This window comes from Nocardia sp. NPDC004068, from assembly GCF_042874315.1.
GTDB lineage: Bacteria > Actinomycetota > Actinomycetes > Mycobacteriales > Mycobacteriaceae > Nocardia.
The window spans coordinates 112023-136812 of record NZ_JBIAMW010000019.1 but is presented as its reverse complement, the minus strand read 5'-3'; the positions used below and the strand labels follow the sequence as shown (position 1 = coordinate 136812).

The following is a 24790-nucleotide window of genomic DNA, read 5'->3' as shown; positions in this document are numbered from 1 at the left end:
AGCGTCACGTCACTGTAGCTAGTGCGTTTGACCTGCGGTTTCGGCACGGTGACCACTCCCTCTCGCTAAGGGGCCACTTATCCAAGGCTAGCCCCGGCGAGCTGGGCGACCTCCTCGCGCCGCAATCCCGGTGTGCGACGGCGGGATCCGGCGGGCAGGCCCACCTCGGCGGGCGCGATGCGCGCGCGCCGCGATTTCAGGAACGCGCCCAACTCGCCGCGCCGCGCCTTGCGCACCTCGCGGGAATCGGCGGCGGGGGTCTCGATGGCGGTCACCCGACCATCGTCGCGCATCGCCCGATCGGTATCCAGGTGCTGGCACTACCAGTATGAGCAGGCTCCTTCTACCAGGATCGGGCGCGGCGCAGGCTCTGTCCCATGACACAACCGCTGACCCAAGCCCCACCGTCACCGGCGGTCGGCGCACTCGACCCCGCGCCCCGGCGCGTCTACACCCTGCTCGCCGTCATCCTGCTCGGACAGTTCATGGCCGTGCTGGACGCCTCCATCGTCAATGTCGCCATTCCCTCGATCCGGACCTCGCTCGGCGCGACGGGGTCCGCGCTGCAACTGATCGTCTCCGGCTATGTGATCGCCTACGCGGTGCTCATGGTCACCGGCGCGCGGCTGGGCGATCGGTTCGGTCAGCGCACCATGTTCCTGACCGGGCTGGCGCTGTTCACGATCGCGTCGCTGGCGTGCGGACTGGCCTGGAACGCGGTGGCGCTCATCGGTTTCCGCTTCGCGCAGGGGGTGGGCGCGGCGGCGATGGTGCCGCAGATCATGACCCTGATCCAGAAGAACTTCACCGGCACCGCGCGGATGCGCGCGCTGTCGGCGTACGCGGCGGTCATCTCCGGCGGCATGGTGGTCGGGCAGATCGTCGGCGGGCTGATCGTCACCGCGGATATCGCCGAAACCGGTTGGCGCGGTGTGTTTCTGGTGAACGTCCCGATCGGCGTCGCCCTGCTCGCGGTCGCGCCGCGCCTGCTGCCCGCGGCGACCGCCCGGGTGGACCGCCGGCTGGATCTGGCCGGGCTCGCGGTGCTCACCCCCGCGGTGCTGCTGCTGGTGCTGCCGCTGGTGCTCGGTCACGAACAACACTGGCCCGCCTGGACCTGGTTCGCGATCGCCTGCGCCGCAATCGGTTTCGCCGGATTCGGCGCGGTCGAGCGGCTGGTGCACCGGCGCGGCGGGGAACCGCTGTTCGCCGACCGGGTGGTGCGCGCGCCGGGACTGGTGTGGGCGGCGCTGACCCTGATGGTGGTGATGACGACCTTCAGCGGCTGGCTGTTCCTCATGGCTATCCACGTACAGGGCACACTCGGCTACTCGGCGCTGCACGCGGGCCTGCTGTTCGTGCCCATGGGCGTGACGTTCGCGCTGGCGAGCATGAACTGGAGCCGCGTCCCCGCGCGCTATCACGCGGCGATGATTCCCGCGGGACAGCTGTTCGCCGCGGCCACCATGGTCGCGCTCGGCGCGCTGGTGCGGTCGGGCCACGGCATGGGACCGGTCGAGCTGACGCTGACCGCCGCGACCGGCCTCGGCTACGGAATCGCGTTCAGCCCCTTGATGAATCGCGCCCTGAGCAAGGTTCCGCCGGTGCTGGCGGCCGACGCCAGCGGCATCCTGGCGACCGCCTCGCAGCTCGGCATGGTGCTGGGCGTGGCCGTCTTCGGCTCGATCTACCTGACCTTGGCCGGATCGGGAGCGGCGGCCGCCGCCGGAACCACCTCGATCGCCACCGGGGCGACGGTCGTGGTCGCCGCGGCGATCGCGAGCCGGGCGGTGCGCTGACCCGAACGGACAGAAGCGCACCCCGCGAACCTCCCGGATTCGCGAGGTGCACTTCCCGTATCCAAGATCGGCGCCGGAGCGCCGGAGCCGACGATACGCAATGTCTCTGATTGTTTCTCGTTGAACGGGGAATTTGCTATGCACCCCGTTGCATAGGGACGGGTTCGCCGATACCCTCACGCCATGGCCCTCGAGCACGCCCTGCTGGTATCGCTGACCGAGCGCGCCGGGTCGGGGTACGAGCTGGCGCAGCGCTTCGACAAGTCCATCGGCTTCTTCTGGAACGCCACCCACCAGCAGATCTACCGCGTCCTCAAGCGCATGGAGGAGCGGGGCTGGGTCGGCGGGCGGGCCGTCGCCCAGGCGGGCCGTCCGGACAAGAAGGTCTACACCGTCAGCCCCGCGGGCCGCGCCGAGTTGCGCCGCTGGATCGCCGAACCGACCGAGGACATCGGACCCATGCGCAGCGAACTCGGCGTGAAGGTCCGGGCCGCCGCGCACGGGGACGCGGCCGCGTTGTGCGCGGAGGTGGCCCGCCACCGCGAGCGGCACGCGCAGCGGCTCGAGGTGTACCGCCTCATCGAGAAGAAGGACTTCCCCGACCCCCACCGGCTCACCGGTTCCGCGCTGCATCAATATCTGGTGCTGCGCGGCGGGATTCGGGCCGAGACGGGCCTGATCGAATGGTGCGACGAGGTACTCGACGGCCTGCGCCGGGACCTGTCGCCGCAGCCTCCGACCGAAAGGTGACGCCATGTCGTCGCACGCCTACCCCCATCTGTTCGAGCCGCTGGACCTCGGGCACCTCACCCTGCGCAATCGCGTGGTCATGGGCTCGATGCACACCGGGCTCGAGGACCGGGCCTGGGACATCAACCGGCTGGCCGCCTACTTCGCCGAACGCGCCCGCGGCGGCGTCGGCCTGATCATCACCGGCGGGTACGCGCCCAATCGGGAGGGCTGGCTGCTGCCGTTCGGGGCCAAGCTCACCAACAAGACCGAGGCGTACCGGCATCGGGCCGTCACCCGCGCGGTACACGCCGAGGGCGGGCGCATCGCGTTGCAGATCCTGCACGCCGGGCGGTACGCCTATGTGCCTTTCAGTGTTTCGGCGTCGTCGATCAAGGCCCCGATCAATCCGTTCAAGCCGCGCAAGCTCTCCGACAAGGGCGTCGAACGCACCATCGAGGACTATGTGCGCTGCGCGCGGCTGGCGAAGTTCGCGGGCTACGACGGCGTCGAGGTGATGGGCGGCGAGGGCTATCTGATCAACCAGTTCCTGGCCCCGCGCACCAACAAGCGCACCGACCGCTGGGGCGGCAGCGCGGCGAACCGGCGGCGCTTCGCCGTGGAGATCGTGCGGCGCATCCGCGCGGCCGTGGGCGCGGACTTCGTCATCGTCTTCCGGCTGTCCATGGCCGAATTCGTCGAGCAGGGTCAGACCGAGACCGAGATCCTCGCGCTGGCAACGGAATTGGAGCAGGCCGGGGTCAGCATCATCAACACCGACATCGGCTGGCACGAGGCTCGGGTGCCGACCATCGTGACCTCGGTGCCGCGCGCCGCCTTCGTCGAGTTCACCGCGAAGATCAAAGCGCGCGTGGGTGTTCCGGTGTGCGCGTCCAACCGCATCAACATGCCCGAGACCGCCGAGGAGATCCTCACCCGCGGCGACGCCGACCTGATCTCGCTGGCCCGCCCGCTGCTGGCCGACCCCGAGTGGGCGCGCAAGGCCGAGCAGACCCGCGAGGACGAGATCAACACCTGCATCGCCTGCAATCAGGCGTGCCTGGACCACGCCTTCGTGCACAAGACGGTCTCCTGCCTGCTCAACCCGCGCGCCGGGCACGAGACGGAACTGGTGCTGTCGCCGACCCGCCGCACCAAGCGGATCGCCGTGGTGGGCGCGGGCCCCGCCGGGCTGTCCGCGGCGGTGAATTTGGCCGAACGCGGCCACAAGGTGGACCTGTTCGAGGCCGACGACAAGATCGGCGGCCAATTCGACATCGCGCGGCGGATTCCCGGCAAGGAGGAGTTCGGCGAGACCATCCGCTACTACACCCGCAAGCTGGAACTCAGCGGGGTGCGGGTGTTCCTGAACCGGCGGGTGAGCGCGGCGGAGCTGATCGAGGGACGCTACGACCACGTGGTCCTGGCGACCGGGGTGCGGCCGCGCGTCCCCGACATCCCCGGCATCGATCATCCCAAGGTCCTCACCTACGCCGAGTTGGTCCGCGACGGCAAGCCGGTCGGCAGGAAGGTCGCCGTGATCGGCGCGGGCGGAATCGGTTACGACGTCAGCGAATTCCTCACCGTCGAGGGCCACCCCACGCTGAAACTCGACGAGTGGAAGGAGGAATGGGGCGTCCTCGCCGACGACCCCGACGCCCCCGGCCAGCTCACCACCCCCAACCCCTCACCCGCCGCCCGCGAAGTCGTTCTCCTGCAACGCAAATCGGGCCCGTTCGGCAAGACTCTCGGCAAGACCAGCGGCTGGGTTCACCGCGCCGCCGTCAAGGCCAAGGGCGTCGAACAGATCGGCGGCGTCAACTACGAACGCATCGACGACCGCGGCCTGCACATCAGCTTCGGCGACAAGCGCTCCCGGGCCAGGGTCATCGAGTGTGACAACGTGATCGTCTGCGCCGGACAGGAATCCGTGCGAGAGCTGGAGGAGCCGTTGCGGACGGCGGGGGTGCGGGTGCATCTCATCGGCGGGGCGGATCTGGCGGCGGAGTTGGACGCCAAGCGGGCGATCGATCAGGGGACGCGGCTGGCGGCGGCGTTGTGAGGGTGTCGGTGGACCGGGTGGGGGTGCCTGGGGACGAGAAGGCTTGGGGGGCATTGGGTTTCGTCGTCGAGGATGGGGTTGTTCGGATCGGGTCGGTGGTCTGCGCTCTGGTGGGCCGGACCGCCTGGGGTTTCGATCATCCCGCCGCCGACCCTGCCGCGCTGGGGATTCCCGTTCTCGAACCCCTCCGTCCCGGTGCGGCCCCGACGCTCGCCCGCGGCCGGACCGATCCCTCGGGTCCCGAGCATCAGCCAGCCCAGCACACCACGGCCCCGGGGCTTGCCCACAGCGGCCACACCGACCTCTCGACTCCCGAACATCAATCAGCCCAGGCCCCGACACACGCCCACCACGGCCACACAGATCCCTCGGCTCCTTGTAATCCGCCAGCCCACGACGCTCCAAAAACGGCCCATCCCAATGGTGTCACCGCCATCGACCACCTCGTCTACTGGGTCCCCGATCTCGACCAGGCGGTCACCACCCTCAACAAGGTTCTGAACGTCCCCGAACCCCGCCGCCGCTTCCACCCCCGCGGCCCCTCCGGCCCCGAAATGGCCTTCTACCGAGTGGGCGACCCCTTCCTCGAGGTGGTCGGCGCGGGCGACCGACCCCCCACCCTCCCCGGCCTCGCGTTCAAATCCGCCGACCTCGACACCACCATCGCCCAGATCCGCAAAGCGGGCGGCCCCATCGGCGACCCCAAACCCGCCGTCCAAGGCGGCCGCATAGCCACCATCTGGCACGGCCACCTCGACTGGGGCCTGGCCATCATGGGCCCCTGACCCTCCCCCGGCGCACAACCTCAACGCACGGCAACCCAGCCGCACCCTTTATTCGGATCCGCACCCCTTGCATGGCACTACAGGGGGTGCGGATTCGAATAAAGGGTGCGGCTGTGCTGCTTCAAGCTGGAGGTGGTACGGCCTGGAGAAGGCTGGGCGCTTCAAGGGGCGGGAACCCAGCCGCACCCCTTATTTGGATCCGCACCCCTTGCATGGCACTACAGAGGGTGCGGATTCGAATAAAGGGTGCGGCTGTGCTGCTTCAAGCTGGAGGTGGTATGGCCTGGGGAAGGCTGGGCGGGTCAGTGGCTGGGGTTGGTGGGGTGGGGAGACGTGGGTAGGCTCCCCGGGCGTGAGCCTTCCCGCACCCACTGCCGAGAATCGTGCCGTTGTCACCGGAGCGTCGTCCGGGATCGGAACCGCGTTGGCCGAAGAGCTGGCGCGGCGCGGATATTCGCTGATCCTGGTGGCCCGGCGGGGTGAGTTGCTGGCCGAGTTGGCGCAGCGGCTGACCGAGCGTTACGGGGTCACCGCGGAGGTGCGGGCGGTGGATCTGTCGGATCGGGAGCAGCGCGCGCCGTTGAGCACCGAACTGGCCTCCCGCGATATCGCCGTCCTGTGCAACAACGCCGGGGTCGCCACCTTCGGGCCCGTCGCCGAACTCGACGCCGACTTCGAGCGGTCCATCATGGAACTCAATGCCGTTGCGGTGCACGACCTTACGCTCGCCGTGCTGCCGGGCATGATCGAGCGCCGCGGCGGCGGCATCCTCATCACCGGTTCCGCGGCGGGCAATATGCCCATCCCCAACAACGCCACCTACGCCGCGAGCAAGGCGTTCACCAACAGCTTCTCCGAATCCCTGCGTGGCGAGCTGACCGGCAGCGGCGTCCATGTCACCCTGCTGGCCCCGGGCCCGGTCCGCACCGACAACCCGGACCAGGAGGAGGTCAGTACCAAGATCCCGGAGTTCATCTGGGTCACCGCCGCCGCCACCGCCAAGATGTCCATCGACGCGCTGGCCCGCAACAAGATGCGCGTGGTTCCCGGCCTGATCAGCAAGGGAATGAGCGTCGCGGGGCAGTACGCGCCCCGTGCTATCACCGCACCCATCGTCGGCTCGTTCTACAAGAAGCTGGGCGGCTGATCACACCGGCGTCAGCGCGGCGTCAAGACGCGCGCCGAGGGTGTCAAGGACCCGTAACCACGAGATCCTTCCGAACGGAAGCGGCGTAGTCCTGAGGGTGGCCCCGCAGTGAGGAGAAAGCGGGGAACCCACAGGAGAAGCCGTGACGCTGCTCGAGATCTTCCCGTCCCTGCGTTCGGGAATGCCGTCTCCGCGAGTGGACACCTCGGTCTGGCCGTGCGAAACCCATTACGACGAGCTCGGCCGCATCACCGTCGCCGGCGTGGCCCTCGCCGACATCGCCGACCAGTACGGCACCCCGACCTACGTTCTGGACGAGACCGAGGTCCGCCGCCGCTGCCGCACCTACCGCAAGCACTTCCCGGACGCCGAGATCATCTACGCCGGCAAGGCGCTGCTCACCAGGTCGGTGGCCCGGTGGATCGCCGAGGAGGGCCTGTCGCTCGACGTGTGTTCCGGCGGCGAACTGGCCATCGCCCTGGCCGCCGGGGTCGATCCGGCGCGAATCGTCCTGCACGGCACCGGAAAACCGTTCTGCGAACTGGAGGCCGCCGTCGCCGCGGGCGTCGGCCGCATCGTCGTCGACTCGCTCGCCGAGATCACCCTGCTGGCCGCGCTCGCCACCGCGCCCCAGCAGGTCCTGCTCCGGCTCTCCCCCGGCATCGACGTGCCCGGCCACCCGGCCGTCCGCACCGGCGCGACCGACCAGAAATTCGGTCTCCCGCTGGGCAGCGCGCAGGCCCGGGAGGCCGTGGAACGCGTTCTGCGCCAACCGAATCTGCGCCTCGTCGGCTTCCACTGCCACCTCGGCTCGCAGATCCACGACCCCGACTTCTACGGCGAGGCGATCCGCCGCCTGGTCGCCGAGCTCGCCCGCGTCCGCCACGACCACGGCGTCACACTCACCGAACTCGATCTGGGCGGCGGCCACGCGGTCGCCTACCGCCGCGGCGACCCCGAGCTGAACCTGGCCGAACTCGCCGACATCATCGACGACGCCCTCGACGCCGCCTGCGCCCGCACCCACCACCCTCGCCCGCACATCGCCATGGAACCCGGCCGCGCCATCGTCGCCCACGCGGGCGTCACCCTCTACCGCGTCATGGCGATCAAGCACATCGACAACGGCCACACCTACGTGATCGTCGACGGCGGCATGAACGACAACCCCCGCGTCGCCCTCTACGACGCCCGTTACGACGCCGTCGTCGCCAGCCGCCACCCCACCGGCCCACACCTGACGGCCACCGTCGCGGGCCGCTACTGCGAGGCGGGCGACATCCTCGCCCGCGACATCCGCCTCCCCGCCGACCTCCGCCCCGGCGAGGTACTCGCCGTCCCCAGCACAGGCGCCTACCACCACAGCCTCGCCTCGTCCTACAACGGCGTCGGCAGGCCACCGATCGTGTCGGTGTACGAGGGGCGGTCGCGGGAGATGGTGCGTCGGGAGACGTACGGCGATTTGATGTCGCGCGATTTGGGCTGAGGCGTCGACCCCGCCTACCGCCGACGAGTGCCGAATATGCTGCGGCTGATTTCCCGGCCCGCGGCGCTCGCGGCCGAACGCAGGAAACTCTTGACGGCCGGGTTGCTCATGATGCGGTCGGCGGCGGACGGCTCGTCGTGGGCCTGGGGTGGCGAATCGGGCTGAGCCGCGGCGACTTTCGCGGACAGGGCCTCGTAGGCCGATTCTCGATCGATCGTTTCGCCGTACTTGGTGTACAGCGGGCTCGCCTGGGCTCGTGACCGTATCTCGTCCGCGCTGAGGGTGCCCATGAGGGAGCGCGGTGGGCGCAGGCGGGTCCAGGCGACGGGGGTGGGGGCGCCCTGTTCGGACAGCACCGTGACGATCGCCTCGCCGATGCCGAGGGAGGTCAGGGCCTGTTCGAGATCGTAGACGTCGGTTTTGGGGTAGGTGCGTACGGTTTTGGTCAGGGCCTTCTGGTCGTCGGGGGTGAAGGCTCGTAGGGCGTGCTGGACGCGCGCGCCGAGTTGGGAGAGGACCTGATTGGGGATGTCGGTGGGGAGTTGGGTGCAGAAGAAGACGCCGACGCCCTTGGAGCGGATGAGTTTCACCGTCTGCTCCACCTGATCGAGAAATGCCTTGGAGGCGCCGTCGAAAAGCAGATGAGCCTCGTCGAAGATGAAGACGAGTTTTGGCTTGTCGACATCGCCGACCTCCGGCAGGGTCTGGAACAGATCCGCCAGCACCCACATCAGGAATGTCGAGAACAGCACCGGCCGCGCCGCCTGCGTGCCCAGCTCGAACAGCGTGATCACGCCCTGCTCGTCCACCGTGCGCAGCAGGTCGGCCGGATCGAGTTCGGGCTCACCGAAGAACGTGTCCCCGCCCTCGCCCTCCAGATTGACCAGCGACCGCAGGATCACCCCGGCCGTCGCGGCCGACACCCCCCCGATCCCCTTCAGATCCTCCTTGCCCTCGGCGCTGGTGAGGTGCTGGATGACCGATCGCAGATCCTTCAGATCCAGCAGCCCGAGTCCGCGCTTGTCGGCCCAGTCGAAGATCAGCCCGAGGGTCGATTCCTGAGTCGCGTTGAGTCCCAATACTTTACTGAGCAGCACGGGACCGAAGGAGGTGATCGTCGCGCGGATCGGCACCCCGATGCCCTCGGTGCCGAGGGACACGAACTCGGTCGGGAAACCGGCGGGGGCCCAGTCGGCGGCGCCGGTCTGCGCCGCGCGCGCCTTCGTTTTCTCTTCGGCGACACCGGGATTCGACAGTCCGGACAGGTCGCCCTTGATATCGGCCAGCACCACCGGCACCCCGGCCGCCGACAATTGCTCGGCGATTCCCTGTAAGGTCTTGGTCTTCCCGGTGCCGGTCGCCCCCGCGACCAGCCCGTGCCGATTGATCGTCCGCAACGGAATACGGACGCGCGCAGCGGGATTCACTTGGCCGTCGACCAGCACCGCACCGAGCTCGAGCGCCGCGCCCTCGGCCGCGTAGCCCGCGGCAATCCTCAGCGCCGCGGCATCGGAATCCGATGCGGCAGCGCCTGATTCGCTCTCAGGTCTCGCCGACGACTCCGAAATTGCCTCGGCTTCAGAGGAATTCGATGCGACCTCGCCCGCCGCCTCCCGCTCCGCCGCCTCCGCCGCGGCCTGCGCTTCCGCCGCCACCCGGGCCGCCTCCTCGGCCGCCTTGCGGGCCGCCGCCGCCCGTTCCTGGGGAGTAGTCATCGCCGATCCTCCATCCGCCCTGCCAACTGCGCGCCAACATTGCCGATCTACCTGGACCAAGCTCGAATCCTGGCCACACCATATCGAACGCAGTGGGTAAACCCGGCAGGTCAACCCAGTAATGTGGCCCGGGTGTCCGACAAACTTATGGAGTCGAAGTTGGTGCTTGCGATACGCCGCAATCCGATGCCTCGGTCGAGCGTGACCTCGGGGTGTCACCGATGAGCGACAAACTCATGGTGTGGATCGACTGCGAGATGACCGGTCTGCGCCTCGACAGCGACAAGCTGATCGAAGTGGCCGCACTCGTGACCGACAGCGACCTCAACATTCTCGGTGACGGCGTGGACATCGTCATTCACGCCGACGACGACGCCCTGGCCGCGATGCCGCCCGTCGTGCAGGAGATGCACGCCCGTTCCGGGCTCACCGACGAGGTGCGGCGCTCCACCGTCACCCTGGCCGAGGCCGAGCAGCAGGTCCTGGACTACGTCAAGAAGTGGGTTCCCACCCCCGGCACGGTCCCGCTGGCAGGCAACTCCATCGCCACCGACCGCGGCTTCCTCGCCCGCGACATGCCCGACCTCGATTCCTACCTGCACTACCGCATGATCGATGTCAGCTCGATCAAGGAACTGTGCCGCCGCTGGTACCCCCGCATCTACTTCGGCCAGCCCGAGAAGGGCCTCACCCACCGCGCCCTGGCCGACATCAAGGAATCCATCCGCGAACTCGAGTACTACCGCCGCACCGCCTTCGTCGCGCCCCCCGGCCCCTCGACCGCCGAGATCGCCGCCGTGGCGACCCGCCTCGCCACCCCCACAACCGGCGCTGACCAGGCCGATTAGGTCACGAACCGGAACAGGCGTTACGATCTAGCGCGCCGGGTCTCCCGGTGATGGTGAGCGTAGTTCAGTTGGTAGAGCACCAGGTTGTGATCCTGGCTGTCGCGGGTTCGAGTCCCGTCGCTCACCCTGATGGCCCAGGCCGGTTACGGCCTGGGCCGTTTTCGTTCAGTCGCCGCTGAACCAGAGGTAGCCGAACCGCTCCAGGGCGGTCTCGGCGGCCCGTCGAAGAACCGCGATCAGCTGCGCTTCCTTGTCGTCCGAGGGCGAGAATTCCGACAGTTCCGCGAGGAACGACTGCAACTGCCGCGGATTGAACATCGTGTCGGCATAGGGATGAATCGCCTGCGTCAGCGATCCCCGAGGGGCCCGTTCTATCAGCCTGTCCAAGGCGTCGAGGTCGTAGTCCAGAATCGTCTCGGTCCGTTCATGAAGCCGATTCTGAATGAACACATCGATCCCCACTTCACCCTCCTACTTCACCGGAAACATCGACAGAACCGTTCCCCACTTGTCGGTGATCACCTTGTACTTCGTCGTCGGCTCACCGCCGCTCCGTGGCGACAGGTTGCCGATAACCCGCCCGGCATCGACCTCGCGTTCGTAGTGGTTGTCGTGGTTGGGCCCGCGGGCCGTAACGCCCTCGGCCGCCTCGACCAGCGCATCGGGATCCTCGCCCTCCAGAAAGATGCTCTTGCCCGGGTTCGTTTCCGACCCGCCGGGAAAATGCCTTCTACGAACGTACTGTTCGCCTTCGTCCGTCAACCCCGCCTCCGGAACCTCCGGGGCCAGCGGCAGATCCTCATACCGAGTGGCATTGACCTGCCCACCCTCTTGAATCTGCTGAATCGCCAGCGAAAGAATCCCCACGATGGCCGATCGGATATCGAGACTCTCCACGGCCTTGAACGCCAGGCATCCGGCCGCGGCACTGCCCAGAATCATGAGCAATCGGCTGTCTCGCACCAGGTCGCGCAGAATCTTCGCGGCGCGGGTGACCGCCGCGGCACCCGAGGCGGTGCCGACGGCGGCGGTGGCCTCTTCCGGTCCGAGCGTGGCCAACCCCGCGGTCCCGACCAGTTCGATCGTCATCGCCACCACGGTGAACCCGACGGCGAGCGCCAGATCCCGCTTCACATCCGACAGCGCGCTGTCCACGCCGCCGCGCAATTCGGTCAACGCCTGTCGATGATCGGCGACCGGAACGGCGAGGCTGCCCGGGAAGGCCGCGAGCGCGTGGGCGCCGCTGCCCAGCGTCTTGAAGTGCTCGTTGATATGGGTGACGTCCCGGGCCTGCAACTCGTCGAACATTCCGGCGACCGACTTCAGGCGAGCCTCGGCGCCCGTCACAGTCGCGTGCGCGGCGAATGCCTTCCAGGCGTCGGCCGCCACTCCCAGTTTGCGGCTGTCGCCGTCGGGAATCGGAATGCCCACCTGCTCCAGCAGACCGGGGATATTGGTGTCCAGCCCTTTGCCGTTGCTCCCGGCGGAGGGAACCGTCTGCTGCACGGTGACCGTCGGCGAGAACGCCGGGGCGGGCTTGGTCGGCGGATCGCCCTTGTTCGGATTCCGATCGGCCTTCCAGTTCGCCATCGCCCAGTTGTGCCCGGCGGCGTACAGCAGATCGCCGAAATGGTACAGCGCGCCAACGTAATTCGTGGCGTACTGATCGAAAGACCTGGCGTGCTGGTCGTATTCACCGGCCCACCCGGCGACCGCGTCGTAATGGCCCGCCATTCCCGCGCAGCCGTCGAGGCTTCCGCGCAGGGCGTTGACCGGAGCCTCCAGATCATGCGCCAATTGCTGGCATGCCTTCGCCGCGTCGTAATAGACCTGCGGATCGACCGACGGCACCTCAGCCCCCGCCCAGCATCTTGTCGTTGACGTCCTGCGCCTCGCTGTAGTGGCCGTGCGCCTGCCTGGCCGCCGCGCTCATCTCGCTGATCCCGGCGACGAATTCGGCTGCGCCCGCAGCCCATTCGCGATGTGCGGTCCGGTGCGCCTCGGCGGCGACGCCGGTCCAGGATCCGGCGTGCACGGCGGCCACCTTCCGATCGAGCGTGGCGAGATGGTCGTCGACGAATCCCGCCAGACCCGACAGCCGCGCCACGACGCTCTCGAGCCGGTCCAGGTCGACGTCGAACGCCTCGCTCACGACAGATCCAGGCTCGACACCTCGGCGGCGAACTGATTGTCGTGCGCCGCATAGGTTTCCGCGGTGACGCCCACGGCCGCCGCCAGCGTGCCGAGCGCCTCGATGATCCGTTGTCCGCCGTCCCGGCATTCGTCCCAGCCCTCGGCGAAGCTGGCGGCGGCCGTACCGGTCCAACCGGTCTCGGTCAACGCGGTCACCTCCCGACTCGCGTCGGCCAGGGCCGAGCGGAGGATATCGGCGAGGTCGTACGCGTACTTGCCCAGCTTCGCGACCTCGTCCGGCACGACCGACAGATCCGGGTTCCCCCCGCCCTCGCTCATGACCATCGATCCTAATCCCCCGCCCCAACGCGCCCGGCCCGTTCGCCACGCCGAAGGACTCGATCCGAACCCCCCACGAATGGGACAATCGCCCTACCGCGAGCGAGTGAGCGGCGACGATTGGAATGGCCCATGAAGACCAGGACCGGATCCGTACTTCTGCTCATCTGGCTGGTGGTGGGGTTCATCGCCGCGGCGCAGCGGCACTACTTCGACAGCGGGCCGATCACCTGTGCGAGCTTCGGGAATATCGCGTTGACGATCGTGTCCGGGCCGCTCAACTACATGGGTGTGAATCCGCATCTGGGCAATTGCGAACTGCCACAGCCGAGTCAGTGAGCGGTATCACCGGTGTCCCTCGCGTCCCCTCCGGAGCGCGAGGGCCCCGGCCTCACACCATATTTTGCCAGAAAGTTGCTGGATACTCGGGCGGTTCGCCGGAAGTCGACGGTCGGCGCGGCGGGTCGCGGTACACTTCCCTTTGAAATGATGATGCTTCACCTGCCGTCCCGCAGCCCGGAGACCCGTGAACCGTTGTGCCGCAACGATATTGCGCGGCGGCCGCCGACGGGTCAACGGTCGACGTTGCCCGCCTTCCACTCCGGCCACGGGATGTTCCAGTCGCCGAGGCCGTCGACGCCGGACAGGGTGCCCGCCACGGTGTTCTTCACGATCGCGATATCGCCGCGCTTGGCGGTCTCGTAGACCCAGCGTGCGTCCGCGGGACTGAGGTTCAGGCAGCCGTGGCTGGTGTTGGTGTACCCCTGCTGGCCGACCGACCAGGGGGCGGAGTGCATGAAGATGCCGCTGTAGGACATGCGGGTGGCCCAGTCGACCGGGGTGCGGTAGCCGTTGGGGCCGGTGGCCGCGACGCCGTAGGTGGAGGAATCCATGATCATGTGGTCGAAGCGGTCGCTGAGGATGTAGACGCCGTTGTCGGTGGGCGACGAGTTCTTGCCCATCGAGGTCGGCATCGTGCGGATCACCTCGCCGTTGCGCTCGACGGTCACCATCTTGGTGTCGTCGTCGGCGGTGAAGACGACCGCGTCGCCGACGGTGAAGGTGGAGTGGATGCTGGTGTCGCCGACCAGGCCGTTGCCGAGGTCGCGGCCGTAGGTGTTCACGTCGATGGTGACGCGGGTGCCCGGCTGCCAGAAGTGTTCGGGGCGCCAGCGCACCTCACGGTTGTTCACCCAGTAGAAGGCGCCCTCCACCGGCGGCACCGTCGTGATCTTGATCGCGTCCTGCGCGGCGCGCCGATCCGGGATGTTCTCGTCGAACTGGACGGCCACCGGCTGGCCGATGCCGACCACCTCCTCGTCGGCGGGCAGCAGCCACGGATGGGTCTTGCTGCGCGGGGTGATCGTCGTGAAATTGACTGCGCTGGAAGACTTTCCGCCCAGTCCGACCGCCTCGGCCTGCAACCGGTAGCTCCGCCCGAACGCGAGCGGCTCGGCCACCGTCCACGACCGCCCGTCCGGCGCCATCCGCCCCGGCACCTCCCCGTCCGGGCCCGACAGCGTCACCCCCGCCAGCTGTCCGTCGTCCACCCGCACCAGCAGCGGATCCCCCGCCGCGACCCCGACCGCCCCATCGGCCACCGGCGTGACCAGCTTGGGCCGCATGAGCTCCCCGACCGGCGGCCCCTGCGGTACGGGCCCGGCCTCGCTCGCGCCCGAGTTGTTGCACCCGGTCGCGGCCAGCGCCACCACCGCGAGAACCGCCATCGCGCCGAACGGCCCCCGAGACCGCCGCCGCACCCGCCATATGCTCATGTCCAACCCCGATTCCCTGCCTCACGCGCACCGAGCCCGCACCCGCCACGCTGGACGATCCCACCGGGATCACCCGAGACCACGTCCGATCATTTTGCCAGCACGCGGGCCACCGAGACACCCGACACACCAGATCCGCCACCCCCTACATCCCGCCCACGGGCACGCCCGTTAACACCCTCGCGCGCACCACCCCTGACCAGGTGATTTCACGTTCGCCTGGCTTGCCTGTTATGGTTTTCCCCGCACCGGACGGAAGCGTTCACTTCCTCCGGGTGACACCAGCGCCATTAGCTCAATTGGCAGAGCAGCTGACTCTTAATCAGCGGGTTCGGGGTTCGAGTCCCTGATGGCGCACACATTCTCTACTCTCCCACAGGATCCACGTGTCGCGTGTTCCAGTGTGCGGTCATCGAGGCGCGCGGATGGCGTCGAGGATGAGGGTGCGCATCATTTTCACCGCTGAATTGCCCTTGCGCTCGCGTAGGGGCTGTGGCCAATCCACTACGCGCTCCAGCGAATTGATGATGAACAGGCGCAGGACGTCGGTGTCGATATCGGAGCGGACCTCGCCGGAGGTGATGGCCGCGGAGATGAGTTCGTCCAGGTAGCGGCCGAACTCGCGGCGGGGTGGGCGGAGGCGCTCCTGCATTTCGAGGGGGACCTGGTGGAAGGTGCGCAGGTGGGCGGGAGAGAGGTCGCCGATCGCCAGCAGGGCCTCGAGGAAGGCCGCCACGGCCTCGAACAGGACCTCGCCGGGGGTGCGGTCGGACGGCAGGGCCTCGACGGCCTTGCGGACGTAGTCGTGGGTGTACCGGACGCCGAAGCCGAGCACCTCCTCGACCAGGTCGTCCTTGGAGTCGAAGTGGTAGTAGAGGCTGCCGGCCTGCATGCCGACCGTGGCGGCGATATCGGAGAGCCGGGTGGCGGCGTAGCCCTTCTCGACGAGCACGGCCGCGGCGCCCAGCACGATGCGGCGGCGGGTGTCCTCCGACTTGGACAGGCGGGGCCCGGACGCCAGGTCGAACATGGTCATGGACAAGTATTTTCGCATAACCGAACGGTCGTTAGAAGACGAAACGACCTGCCGCCGGTTCGGTCGGTGCGGCGTCCGCACTGGTGATCCGCCAGGCTCATTCGGGGACCGTTGGTCAGGGGGCGGAGAGGAAGTCGGAGATCAGGCGGCCGAGACGCTCGGGCTCGTCGAACAGCATCAGATGCCCGGCGCCCCCGAGCACCTCTAGGCGGGCGCCGTGGATCCGGCCGGCCAGGAGGCGACCGTTGAAGGTCCGGACGACGGGGTCGTCGGAGCCCTGCAAAACCAGTGTGCGGCAACGCAATCGGTGCAGCCACGGATGGCTGGACCAGCCGATTACGGCGGCCTGGAGGTACCGGTACCCCTTCTTACCGGGTGGGTTCGCCTCGCGGTCGGCGAGCACGGCCGCGAGCGTGCCCGCGTCGCGGGCGGTACGGCCGCCCGCGAGCAGCGGGATGTCGCGCGCCGCCGCCGCGCGGTCGCGGTACCGGCGGGTGGAGAGCAACGCGAGGGTGGATCGTGGCCGGGGCGGCAGCCACGGCACGCCGGCGACGGTGGCCGTCAGGATCAGGCGCCGCACGCGGCGGGGGTGCCGGTGCACGAACTCCTGGGCCACGGTGCCGCCGTGCGAGTAGCCCAGCACGTCCACCCGGTCCACGCCGAGTTCGGTGAGCGCGGCCGCCAGGACGTCGGCGACCCCGTGGATCGGCAGGGGGCGCCGCGGCAGCTCGGAACGGCCCATGCCGGGGGTGTCGATCATGATGACATCGCGGCCGGGGAGGTTCGCCAGCAGCGGCTTCCACGAGTCCATCGAGCCGCCGAGTCCGTGGATCAACAGCAACGGCGGCTCGGTGTTTCCGGGGCGGCGGCGCGTGTACAGCACCAACCCCCGGGCGGTCACCGTACGGTCGGCGGGCGTGTCGTCGCCGCCATAGGTCTGAGACATGCTTTCTCTTTTCCTCGTCACACCTTCGCGGCGGTGTAGGTCTCGCCGTCCTCGCCCCTTTCGAACCGGGGGCCGTCGGCGGCGCTGCCCACGCCGCCCGCGATCACCTTGTCCCACACCGGCCGAGACCACTGCGGCACCGGCACGTCCTCGACCACGCGGACGATGTCGGGACGGTGGTCGGCGGGCAGTCGTCGCAGGGCGGACGACAGCGCCCAGCCGCTGAGATCGGAGCCGGGCTGCACCGTCACCGCCGCGACGACGGTGGGCGCGCCCGCCGGGCCCTCGGCGAGGAAGACGGTGGCCAGGTCGACGCTCGGGATCCGTTGCAGCGTGTGCGCGATCCGGCGCGGCGCGAGATACCCGCGCGGGGTGTTCAGCAGCCGGTCGACGGATTCGACATACCAGTAGGCGCCCTCGGCGTCCTTGACGAAGACGTCGCCGGTGGACTGCCAGGCGTCCTCCGTGGTGAACACGGACCGCAGGACGTTCGGTGTGCCGGGCACGGCCGCGCACCGGGCGAGCAGCAGACCGGGCTCGCCGGGATCGCACTCGCGGGCGAACCCGTCCCGCTCGAAGGTGAGCCGGCCCGTCGCCGGGTCGAACGCCGCGACCTTGACCCGGGCCGTGCCGGGCACGGGGCGGCCGACGGAGCCGACGCGCTCGCCCGAGACGTTCGCGAGGATCGCCTCTCCCCGTGCGCTGCCGTAGAACTCGAGCACGCGCGCCGGGGCGAACCGCTCGGCGACGCGCCGCCACAGGTTGGGCGGCATGCCCGAACCCATGAACATCCGGATCGGGCTGTGCGCCTCCTCCGGGCGGGCGGGCGCGGTGGCGATCTCGCGCAGCGAGGACCAGTTGTAGCTCACGTGCGTGGCGCCGTAGCGGCGCACCTCCTGCCAGAAGGTGTCCACATCCGGAGCGGTGGCCAACGCGAGGCGGGCCCCCGAGGCCACCGCGCCGGCGACGGCCATCAGGAGCGCGGAGGAATGATGCAGGGGCGTGACCGAATACACCGTGTCGTCGGGCCCGAGTCCGGCGGCGCTCGCCGTGCCCAGGGCGGACAGGGCCCACCGGCGGTTGGTGATCTCCAGCACGCGGACGTCGTCGCCGCGGCCGGCGAACATCACGAACGCGAGGTCGGTCGCGCGGGTCGGATCGGCGCGATACCACGCGGGTTCGTCGACCCTGTCCGGGTCGACCCGCTCCAGGTCGGTGGCGTAGCCCGGAATCGCGCGCTCGTCGGCATCGTCGGAACCCAGGACCGCCCACACCACGTCGTCGGCGAGACGTTCCGCCGGGATGCGTTGCGGATCCGCGATCACGACCGAGACCGCTCCCAGCCGCAGTTCCCGCATCGGGTCGCCGTGCGGGCGGAGCAGCACGGCGGCGGCGCCGAGCCGACTGATCGCCGCCACGGTGCACAGGGCGGTCGGGCGGGTCTCCATCAGTACGCCCACCCGATCGCCGGGCCGCACCCCCAGCGTGATCAAGCCCTTGACGATGCTGTCCACGCGGTGCTTGACCGCGCCCCGGCGCAGCACCCGGTCCTCGAACAGGAGGGCCGGCGCGTCCTCGTCGCGGGCCGCGGCCTCGTCGAGCAGCAGGCCCAGGGAGACCGCGGTGTCGGGGCGCAGCGCCTCGATCCGGTTGATCAGGGGCACCCCCGCCACCCGGTCGCGCAGCACCGAGAACGCCAGGTCGCCCGCCTCGGCGGCGGCGCCCCACACCGTCTTCACCACCTCGACACCGATATCCGTCGTCGCCGTGAACCGGCTGGCGATCTCGCCCGGGCGCCAGCCCGCGATGGTGGTCCGCTCGCGGGCGGGGACGATCTGCTCGGGCAGCGCGGCTCGCCCGGCGCGCCACGCGATCCAGTCCGCGACGCGGGGCCAGGTGTTCCGGCGGGCGCCGCTGCCGGCGACGATGCCGAAATGCCCGGTGTGCAAATCCAATTGGTAGATGTCCGCGCGCGGCGCGGCCCGCAGGATCGGTCGCGCCGACCGCGGGTGCCCCTCCTTATCGATCTCACCGATCACGATGAGCACCGGCATGTCCAGGTCGGCGAGGGAGACCGTGCGGTCCCCGATCACCAGGCCGCCCCGGAGCATCCGATTCGCGACGATGACGTCCTCCAGCAGATCCCGCAGGGCGGGGCCGGAGTAGGCGGTCCAGCCGTCGTGGGCGAGGAACTTGCGCTGCTGCTCGCCCGGCTCGATCTTGTCGCGGTCGTGCAACTGCTTGATGTACGCGAGCTCGAATCGCAGGCTGCGGATCGGCTCCAGCATGCGGGTGGCCGAGCGGTTGAACCAGCCGGGAAGCGACACCTTGTCGACGAGGCCGGTGTCGAGCAGGCCCTTCGCGATCGATGTGAAGGTGTCCACGGACATCGGGATCGGCATCGACGCGAACTCCACCGGCGCGCCGAAGGCGATCACCGAGTCGATGCCGTCGCCCCGGCGGTAGGCCGCCGCCTGGTAGCAGAACATGCCGCCCTGCGAGTACCCGCCGATCACCACGTCGCGGCCGGTCGCCGCGCGCACGTGTTCGATCGCGTCGCTCACGGCGAGGACGTGATCGGTGACGCCGCGGTCGAGGCCGCCCTCGACCTCCTCGGGGCGGCCGAAGTCGGTGACCCAGACGTCGACGCCCAGCTCGTGGACGGCTCTGACGGAGCTGGACCGCGGCGCGACGTCGTAGACCTCGGACATCATCATCAGCGGCGGGACCAGCAGCAGCGAGGGCTGGTCGGTGCCGGGCAGCGCGTCGGGGAAGTAGCGGCGCAGCGACAGGGCCGGGCCGGTGTGCTCGACGGAGTACGGCGAGCGTTCCTCGTCGACCCTGAGGCCGCCGAACCGCGCGTACTCGGCGGCGTTCCTGGCGAATGCCTCGGCCCTGCCGACCGCGGCGAGGGCCTCGCCGAACGCGTCCCTGAGGCCCATCGTCAGCTCACCACCGCGCCGTAGATCTTGCGGAGCTCGTTCTTGAGCACCTTGCCGCCCGCGTTGCGCGGCAGCGATTCGACCAGGTGGTAATGCACCGGGACCTTGAACTTGGCGAGCCGGCCGACCAGCCACACGCGCAGCGCCTCCACATCCACCTCGCGGCCCTCGGCGGGCACGATGACCGCGGCGCCCACCTCCACGTACTTGTCGTCGGGCACGCCGATCACGGCGGCGTCGGCGATGTCGTCGTGGCTGGTGATGACCATCTCGACCTCGGGCGGGTAGACGTTCTCGCCGCCGCTGCGGTACATGTCCTTGGCGCGGCCGGCGATGGTGAGGAAGCCGTCGGAGTCGATCCGGCCCAGGTCGCCGGAGTGGCACCAGCCGTCCTGGAAGGTGGCCTCGGTGGCCTCCGGGCGGTTCCAGTAACCGATCGAGACGCCGCCCGAGCGGACGCAGATCTCGCCGACCTCGTCGACGTCGGTGCGGCTGCCGTCGGGCCGGATCACCTTGATCTCGGTCATCGCCTGCGGGCGGCCGATGCTGCGCTCGTGACCGCGGGCCACGTCGAATTCGAGACTGCTGGAGACGGCCCCGCCCTCGGTGAGGCTGTAGGACTGGGTGAGCTCGACACCGGGAAGCTTCTCCTCCAGCGCGTCGTACACCCAGGGCATCACGATGTCGCCGCCGGTCACGATGCGCCGCAACGATCGCGGTATCAGCTCGCGCACGTCGTCCCTGCGCAGGAGGTCGCCCAGCATGAACGGGTACAGCAGCATGGCCGTGGTCTCGCGATCGCGGGCCACCCGCATGAAGTTGTCGAGGGAGAAACCGCCCGACGGGAAGGTGACCGCGGTGCCGTGCGCGAGGAGCGTGGGCAGCAGCAGCACCTCGAATCCCCCGGCATGGAACAGCGGCCCGGAGGTCTGCGCGACGGTTCGGTCGGTGATCCCCCACCGCATCGCCTGGATCGCGCCGATCCACAGGGCGTTCCCGTGTGAGAACAGCGCGCCCTTCGGCCGGCCCGTGGTGCCCGACGAGTACATCAGCGACAGCGGATCGTCGAAGCCGAGCGTCGGATAGCCCGATGCGTCCTCGGCCGCGCCGCCCAGGTGGGCGGTGAAGGCGTCCAGGGACCGCGCCCAAGCCGGCGCCGGCGCGCCCGATTCGCGGGCGACGAACGTACGCACGTCCGTGTCGTCTCGGATGGGCTCGAGCGCGCCGCTGAACTCGGCGTCGAAGATGAGGACGGTGGCGCCCGAATCGCTGAGCGCGAACTGCAACTCCGGGGCCGTGAGTCGCCAGTTCAGCCGGACGCTGATCCCGCCGACCCGGCCGATCGCGAGGTAGAGGGCGATGTACTCGATGGAGTTGCGGAGCAGGACGCCGACGCGGTCACCCTTCCGCACCCCGGCGCGTTGCAATGCGCGGGCGTAGCGCAGCTCCAGCGCCCGCAGCTCCGTCCAGGTGACCGACTCCTCGGCCCCCAGGGCGATCGCCATCGCGTCCGGATCGACCGCGGGCATCTGCCCCACCACCGCGTCGGTGACGTAGTTGATGCTCATCCCCATCGTCTTGGCCCTCCATGCATTCTAACAACCATTAGATTCCTCTAATGGCCGTTAGATTACACGGTATTCGAGGGTAGTGTGTCTCGAGTCACACAATCGCTCCGAAGTTGCGCGGCTCGGCGGACCTTCACACCGCTGGGTGGTCCACACCTTCGAGTTCCCCGTGCCCGGCCGCTCCCCGGACGACGGCGAGAAACCGGTCCGCGGCCTCGAAGGGCAGGAGGTGACCGACGCCGTCGAGCACCTCCACGCGGGCGTGCGGGATCAGCTCGCCGAGCCGGTGGGCGTTCGCGAGCGGCACGATCGGATCGTCGGCGCCGTGCAGCACGGTGACGGGAACGGCGATGCGGCGCAGGCGTTCCGGGCCGCGCCAGGCGCCGGCGGCGAGCCCCTGCATGGCGGGCGCCCACCAGGTGAGGCGGCTGCCGCGCATGGCGGTGGCGATCTCACGCATCCGCTCGGGCCGCTCGTGCGTCGCGCCGGGGCCGCCGAGATCCGACAGCGCGCGCAGGAACCCGTCCGACGAGCCGCGGAGTACGACGTTGCCGATAGCCAGCGAGGTGCGCAGCACGCGCAGTTCCATTGCCGGGGACGGCGGGACGGTGCCGACCAGGACCAGGGCGTCGACCGCCTCCGGGTGCCGCAGCGCGAGCTCCTGCGCCACCATGCCGCCGAGCGACCACCCGACCACGGTCGCGGTCGCGATGCCGCGTTCCAGCATCACGGCGCGCGCGTCGTCGGCGAGGTCGGCGATCGTGAAAGCCGCGGTGCGCCCGCATGATTCGCCCGTTCCGCGGGCATCCACCCGCACGACGGTGCGTCCGCACTCGGCCAGATCGTGCGGCCAGACCCGCCCGCTCGCGCCGTAACCATTGAGCAGCAGCACCGCCCGGCCGTCGCCGGTGGCCTCACTGTGCATGGGCGGGGTGCCCAACAACGGGCGGTAGACCGCGGCGTTGGCACGCACCAACGCCCCGCACCAGGCGGCGAGGGCCGTGCGCGGGAGGGTGGTCACGACCTCACCACGATCCGCTCGACGTCGATTCCCGCTGTTTCTCGACCGGTTCGACGGTCTCGGCGAGTTCGGCGGCCGTGCCCGGCGGGTAGGACACGAGCGTGGGCGCGGCCTTGTCCGCTGGCCGCGCCGGTGATGAGTGCGACCTTGCCGTCGAGCAGTCCCATGGTGAATGTCTCTCGGGGAGTGGGGGTTTCGTGGCCGAGGTCGGGCTATGTGTCGTGCAGGATCACGCCGCGAATGATCTTTCCGGCCTTCAGATCGGCGTAGCCCTCGTTGATCTGGTCCAGTCGGTAGTGGCGGGTGGCCAGTTCGTCGAGCTTCAGGTGGCCGCTGTCGTAGAGACGCAGCAGTTTGATGATGTCGTGGTGGGGGTTGAGGGTTCCGAACATGGAGCCCTTGATCGTCTTCTCCCACTTGGTCAGCACGGCGCCGGAGACGTGCACGGTGCGCTCCTCGGGCGCGCCGAGCCCGGTCACCACCACCGTGCCGCCTTTGCCGACGATGTCGAAGGCGTCGCTGACCACCTGCTCGTCCACGACGCCGACGGTGACGAGGGCTTGGTCGGCGCCCTGTCCCCAGGTCAGCTCGTGGACCCGGGCGGCCGCTTCCTCGGCGGTCGAAAAGGCATGTGTGGCACCGAGTTTCAGGGCGGTATCACGCTTGAACGCCACGGGGTCCACGGCGACGACGAATTTGGCTCCGGCGAACGCCGCGCCCTGGATGGCGTTGATGCCGATCCCGCCGATGCCGTAGACCACCACGGTGTCGCCGAAGTGCACCGCTCCCGCCTCGGTCGCGGTGCCCCAGCCGGTGGGTACGCCGCAGCCGACGAGCACGGCGACCTCGAGCGGGATCCACGGATCGATCTTGATCATCGACCGTTCCAGGACCGTGGCTCGTTCGGAGAAGGTGCCGAGCATGCAGAGGCTGCCGTAGTCGCGACCTTCGGCGTCGTGGTAGCGGAAGCGGCCGTCGGGGAACGTGCCGTTCATCGTGTCGGCCGCCATGTCGCACAGACTCGATCGGCCCGTCGCACAGTAGCGACACGAACCACAGGTCGGCACGAAACTGCCGACGACGTGGTCGCCGGGCTGCAATCGGGTCACCCCCGGTCCGACGGATTCGACGATCCCGGCCCCTTCGTGACCGAGGACGATCGGCGTGCGCCCGCCGAGAATCCCGTCGATGAAGTGATAGTCGGAATGGCAGAGCCCCGAGGCGACGAATTTGACGTGGACCTCACCGAAACCGGGTTCATCGACGTCCAACTCCCGCAACTCGAGTTCGGTACTGCCCTCGTCGATGACGGCTGCCAGGGTCTTCATGCCGGCACCGAGTCCTTCGAGCGGGACCGCAGCGTCGCGGCGCTGGTGATCTCCGAGCCCCCGGCCCGCAGTTCCGCCCAGTCCGACGGGTCGTGGCTGATCCAGATCGTGGTTCCGGGCTGGGTGGCCAGCAGTTTGATCTTCTGCAGGGCGCTGTTCTTGTTCGGGCGGTCGACATCGAACGGCATGCCGATGGTCAGGTCGATGTTGTCCCACTTGTGCGCGGCGTCGCTGGTGAGGACGAGCGTGCTCTCGTCGGGCATGCGCAGTTTCAGACCCAGCGTGCCGGGGGTGTGCCCGTGCAGCGACAGCAGGGTGACGCTGCCGTCGCCGAACAGGTCGTGGTCGTAGCCCGCGGGCACCTCGTTCCAGGCGATCCGCTGCGCCGCCGCGATGTCGTCCTCCCGGAAGAAGGCGGCATCCAGATTCGAGGGGGTCCTGGCGTAGCGCAGCTCGCCCGCACCGATGAAGCCCTGCGCGTGCGGGAACAGATCGAGTCCGCCCGTGTGGTCGAAGTGCATGTGCGACAACACGATTCGGCGGACGTCGCGGACGGTGTAACCGAGGGCCTCGATCTGCCGGTCGAGCCGGTACGCCTCGGGGAACTCGATCCGGAACGCGGCGGCCATCTCCCCGTAGGCCGCGGCGGGGTCGCCCGCGCCGAGGGTGGCCAGCCCGGAGTCGAAGACCAGCAGCCCTTCGTCGTGCTCGATCAGGAACGTCGGCGACGGAATGGTTTCCTGCTCGCCACCGGTGCCGAGCATGAGGATGCCGCAGTCGACGGTGAGGGTCGGGGCGTCCAGCGCCCAGACGCGGCGGACGGACTTCGATGCTGCCATGGGGACTCCAATGTCGTGCCGGCGTGGAGATGCTGAGAATGGTCGACAACGGCAACCCGAATTCAGCATTAAATATTATGTTTGCGCATTCCGAAGGCGTCAGCCGATCGGCGCTGGACGCCGACTCCCGTCACCACCCAACCCTCCGCTGTGCCCTGGATCACATGCTGGACCGTATACTATCCGCAACCGAGTCCATATTCAACAGATGACTAGATTTAGTCTCTACCTGCACAGATGTAGCCGTATCGGCCTCTCGGGGCATCGAGCGAACGCTGACCCCCGCCATACC

General features: G+C 69.0%; 21 protein-coding genes, 2 tRNA genes and 2 pseudogenes. 10 read left to right on the top strand and 15 right to left on the bottom strand.

Translation table 11 applies throughout. The features are described from left to right. Nucleotides 1–92: 92 nt before the first annotated feature. Nucleotides 93–293: pseudogene (locus tag ACFYTQ_RS33940) on the bottom strand (hypothetical protein); the annotation flags it as partial. Between the two features lie 84 nt (nt 294–377). Here ACFYTQ_RS33940 and ACFYTQ_RS33935 point away from each other — a divergent pair. The 6 genes from ACFYTQ_RS33935 to lysA all read left to right on the top strand — a co-directional run bounded on the left by ACFYTQ_RS33935 (nt 378) and on the right by lysA (nt 8008). Beyond that, entirely contained in the window at nt 378–1799 is a 1422-nt protein-coding gene (locus ACFYTQ_RS33935; RefSeq protein WP_387369745.1) for an MFS transporter, read from the top strand. Between the two features lie 183 nt (nt 1800–1982). Continuing rightward, a complete protein-coding gene (locus ACFYTQ_RS33930; protein ID WP_387369743.1) occupies nt 1983–2549 on the top strand; it encodes a PadR family transcriptional regulator in 567 nt (188 codons plus the stop codon). 4 nt (nt 2550–2553) lie between these two features. Next, on the top strand, nt 2554–4590 hold the full coding sequence (locus tag ACFYTQ_RS33925) for an FAD-dependent oxidoreductase (protein WP_387369741.1): 2037 nt from the start codon (nt 2554–2556) through the stop codon (nt 4588–4590). Nucleotides 4591–4607: 17 nt separating this feature from the next. Next, on the top strand, nt 4608–5375 hold the full coding sequence (locus tag ACFYTQ_RS33920) for a VOC family protein (RefSeq protein ID WP_387369739.1): 768 nt from the start codon (nt 4608–4610) through the stop codon (nt 5373–5375). Between the two features lie 352 nt (nt 5376–5727). Continuing rightward, nucleotides 5728–6522: a mycolate reductase gene (cmrA, locus tag ACFYTQ_RS33915; protein ID WP_387369737.1), complete on the top strand. Its 795-nt coding sequence runs from the start codon at nt 5728–5730 to the stop codon at nt 6520–6522. A gap of 142 nt (nt 6523–6664) precedes the next feature. Beyond that, the gene (gene lysA / locus ACFYTQ_RS33910; RefSeq protein ID WP_387369735.1) at nt 6665–8008 is read left to right on the top strand and encodes a diaminopimelate decarboxylase; all 1344 of its coding nucleotides are present in this window, start codon (nt 6665–6667) and stop codon (nt 8006–8008) included. Between the two features lie 14 nt (nt 8009–8022). Here the strand turns inward: lysA and ACFYTQ_RS33905 are convergent, their stop codons facing one another. Further along, the gene (locus tag ACFYTQ_RS33905; protein WP_387369733.1) at nt 8023–9723 is read right to left on the bottom strand and encodes a helicase HerA-like domain-containing protein; all 1701 of its coding nucleotides are present in this window, start codon (nt 9721–9723) and stop codon (nt 8023–8025) included. Nucleotides 9724–9944: 221 nt separating this feature from the next. Here ACFYTQ_RS33905 and orn point away from each other — a divergent pair, with 221 nt between their 5' ends. Continuing rightward, nucleotides 9945–10571, top strand: a complete 627-nt coding sequence (gene orn / locus ACFYTQ_RS33900) for an oligoribonuclease (protein WP_387369731.1) — start codon at nt 9945–9947, stop codon at nt 10569–10571. A 53-nt stretch (nt 10572–10624) separates the two neighbouring features. Beyond that, nucleotides 10625–10697 (top strand) — tRNA-His (locus ACFYTQ_RS33895). 39 nt (nt 10698–10736) lie between these two features. Here ACFYTQ_RS33895 and ACFYTQ_RS33890 read toward each other — a convergent pair. The 4 genes from ACFYTQ_RS33890 to ACFYTQ_RS33875 are packed head-to-tail and all read right to left on the bottom strand — an operon-like array spanning nt 10737 to nt 13043. After that, nucleotides 10737–11033, bottom strand: coding sequence for a hypothetical protein (locus ACFYTQ_RS33890; protein ID WP_387369729.1), 297 nt, complete (start codon nt 11031–11033; stop codon nt 10737–10739). Between the two features lie 9 nt (nt 11034–11042). After that, on the bottom strand, nt 11043–12422 hold the full coding sequence (locus ACFYTQ_RS33885) for a hypothetical protein (RefSeq protein ID WP_387369727.1): 1380 nt from the start codon (nt 12420–12422) through the stop codon (nt 11043–11045). Between the two features lies 1 nt (nt 12423). Beyond that, a complete protein-coding gene (locus tag ACFYTQ_RS33880; RefSeq protein WP_387369725.1) occupies nt 12424–12723 on the bottom strand; it encodes a WXG100 family type VII secretion target in 300 nt (99 codons plus the stop codon). Then, entirely contained in the window at nt 12720–13043 is a 324-nt protein-coding gene (locus ACFYTQ_RS33875) for a WXG100 family type VII secretion target (protein WP_387369723.1), read from the bottom strand. Before ACFYTQ_RS33875 ends, ACFYTQ_RS33880 begins: the two co-directional genes overlap by 4 nt. Nucleotides 13044–13175: 132 nt before the next feature. Here ACFYTQ_RS33875 and ACFYTQ_RS33870 point away from each other — a divergent pair, with 132 nt between their 5' ends. Continuing rightward, on the top strand, nt 13176–13382 hold the full coding sequence (locus ACFYTQ_RS33870) for a hypothetical protein (RefSeq protein ID WP_387369721.1): 207 nt from the start codon (nt 13176–13178) through the stop codon (nt 13380–13382). A 233-nt stretch (nt 13383–13615) separates the two neighbouring features. Here ACFYTQ_RS33870 and ACFYTQ_RS33865 read toward each other — a convergent pair whose 3' ends face one another. Then, nucleotides 13616–14818: an Ig-like domain-containing protein gene (locus ACFYTQ_RS33865; RefSeq protein WP_387369719.1), complete on the bottom strand. Its 1203-nt coding sequence runs from the start codon at nt 14816–14818 to the stop codon at nt 13616–13618. 284 nt (nt 14819–15102) lie between these two features. Here ACFYTQ_RS33865 and ACFYTQ_RS33860 point away from each other — a divergent pair. Then, a tRNA-Lys gene (locus ACFYTQ_RS33860) sits at nt 15103–15175 on the top strand. Nucleotides 15176–15227: 52 nt separating this feature from the next. Here the strand turns inward: ACFYTQ_RS33860 and ACFYTQ_RS33855 are convergent. The 8 genes and pseudogenes from ACFYTQ_RS33855 to ACFYTQ_RS33820 form a co-directional block, all read right to left on the bottom strand. Beyond that, nucleotides 15228–15854: a TetR/AcrR family transcriptional regulator gene (locus ACFYTQ_RS33855; RefSeq protein WP_387369718.1), complete on the bottom strand. Its 627-nt coding sequence runs from the start codon at nt 15852–15854 to the stop codon at nt 15228–15230. 115 nt (nt 15855–15969) lie between these two features. Then, the gene (locus ACFYTQ_RS33850; RefSeq protein ID WP_387369716.1) at nt 15970–16800 is read right to left on the bottom strand and encodes an alpha/beta fold hydrolase; all 831 of its coding nucleotides are present in this window, start codon (nt 16798–16800) and stop codon (nt 15970–15972) included. 17 nt (nt 16801–16817) lie between these two features. Then, the gene (locus ACFYTQ_RS33845) at nt 16818–19742 is read right to left on the bottom strand and encodes an AMP-binding protein (RefSeq protein ID WP_387369714.1); all 2925 of its coding nucleotides are present in this window, start codon (nt 19740–19742) and stop codon (nt 16818–16820) included. A 2-nt stretch (nt 19743–19744) separates the two neighbouring features. Beyond that, complete coding sequence (locus ACFYTQ_RS33840; protein ID WP_387369712.1) at nt 19745–21310, bottom strand: class I adenylate-forming enzyme family protein; 1566 nt, start codon at nt 21308–21310, stop codon at nt 19745–19747. Nucleotides 21311–21443: 133 nt separating this feature from the next. Further along, nucleotides 21444–22331 carry an alpha/beta fold hydrolase gene (locus tag ACFYTQ_RS33835; RefSeq protein WP_387369710.1) on the bottom strand — a complete coding sequence of 296 codons (888 nt, stop codon included), beginning with the start codon at nt 22329–22331 and terminating at the stop codon, nt 21444–21446. Nucleotides 22332–22414: 83 nt separating this feature from the next. Further along, nucleotides 22415–22498: pseudogene (locus ACFYTQ_RS33830) on the bottom strand (SDR family mycofactocin-dependent oxidoreductase); the annotation flags it as partial. A 45-nt stretch (nt 22499–22543) separates the two neighbouring features. Beyond that, nucleotides 22544–23659 (bottom strand): NDMA-dependent alcohol dehydrogenase, encoded by a 1116-nt coding sequence (locus ACFYTQ_RS33825; protein ID WP_387369708.1) that lies wholly within the window; start codon nt 23657–23659, stop codon nt 22544–22546. After that, nucleotides 23656–24498: an N-acyl homoserine lactonase family protein gene (locus ACFYTQ_RS33820; protein WP_387369706.1), complete on the bottom strand. Its 843-nt coding sequence runs from the start codon at nt 24496–24498 to the stop codon at nt 23656–23658. Before ACFYTQ_RS33820 ends, ACFYTQ_RS33825 begins: the two co-directional genes overlap by 4 nt. Nucleotides 24499–24790: the final 292 nt, after the last annotated feature.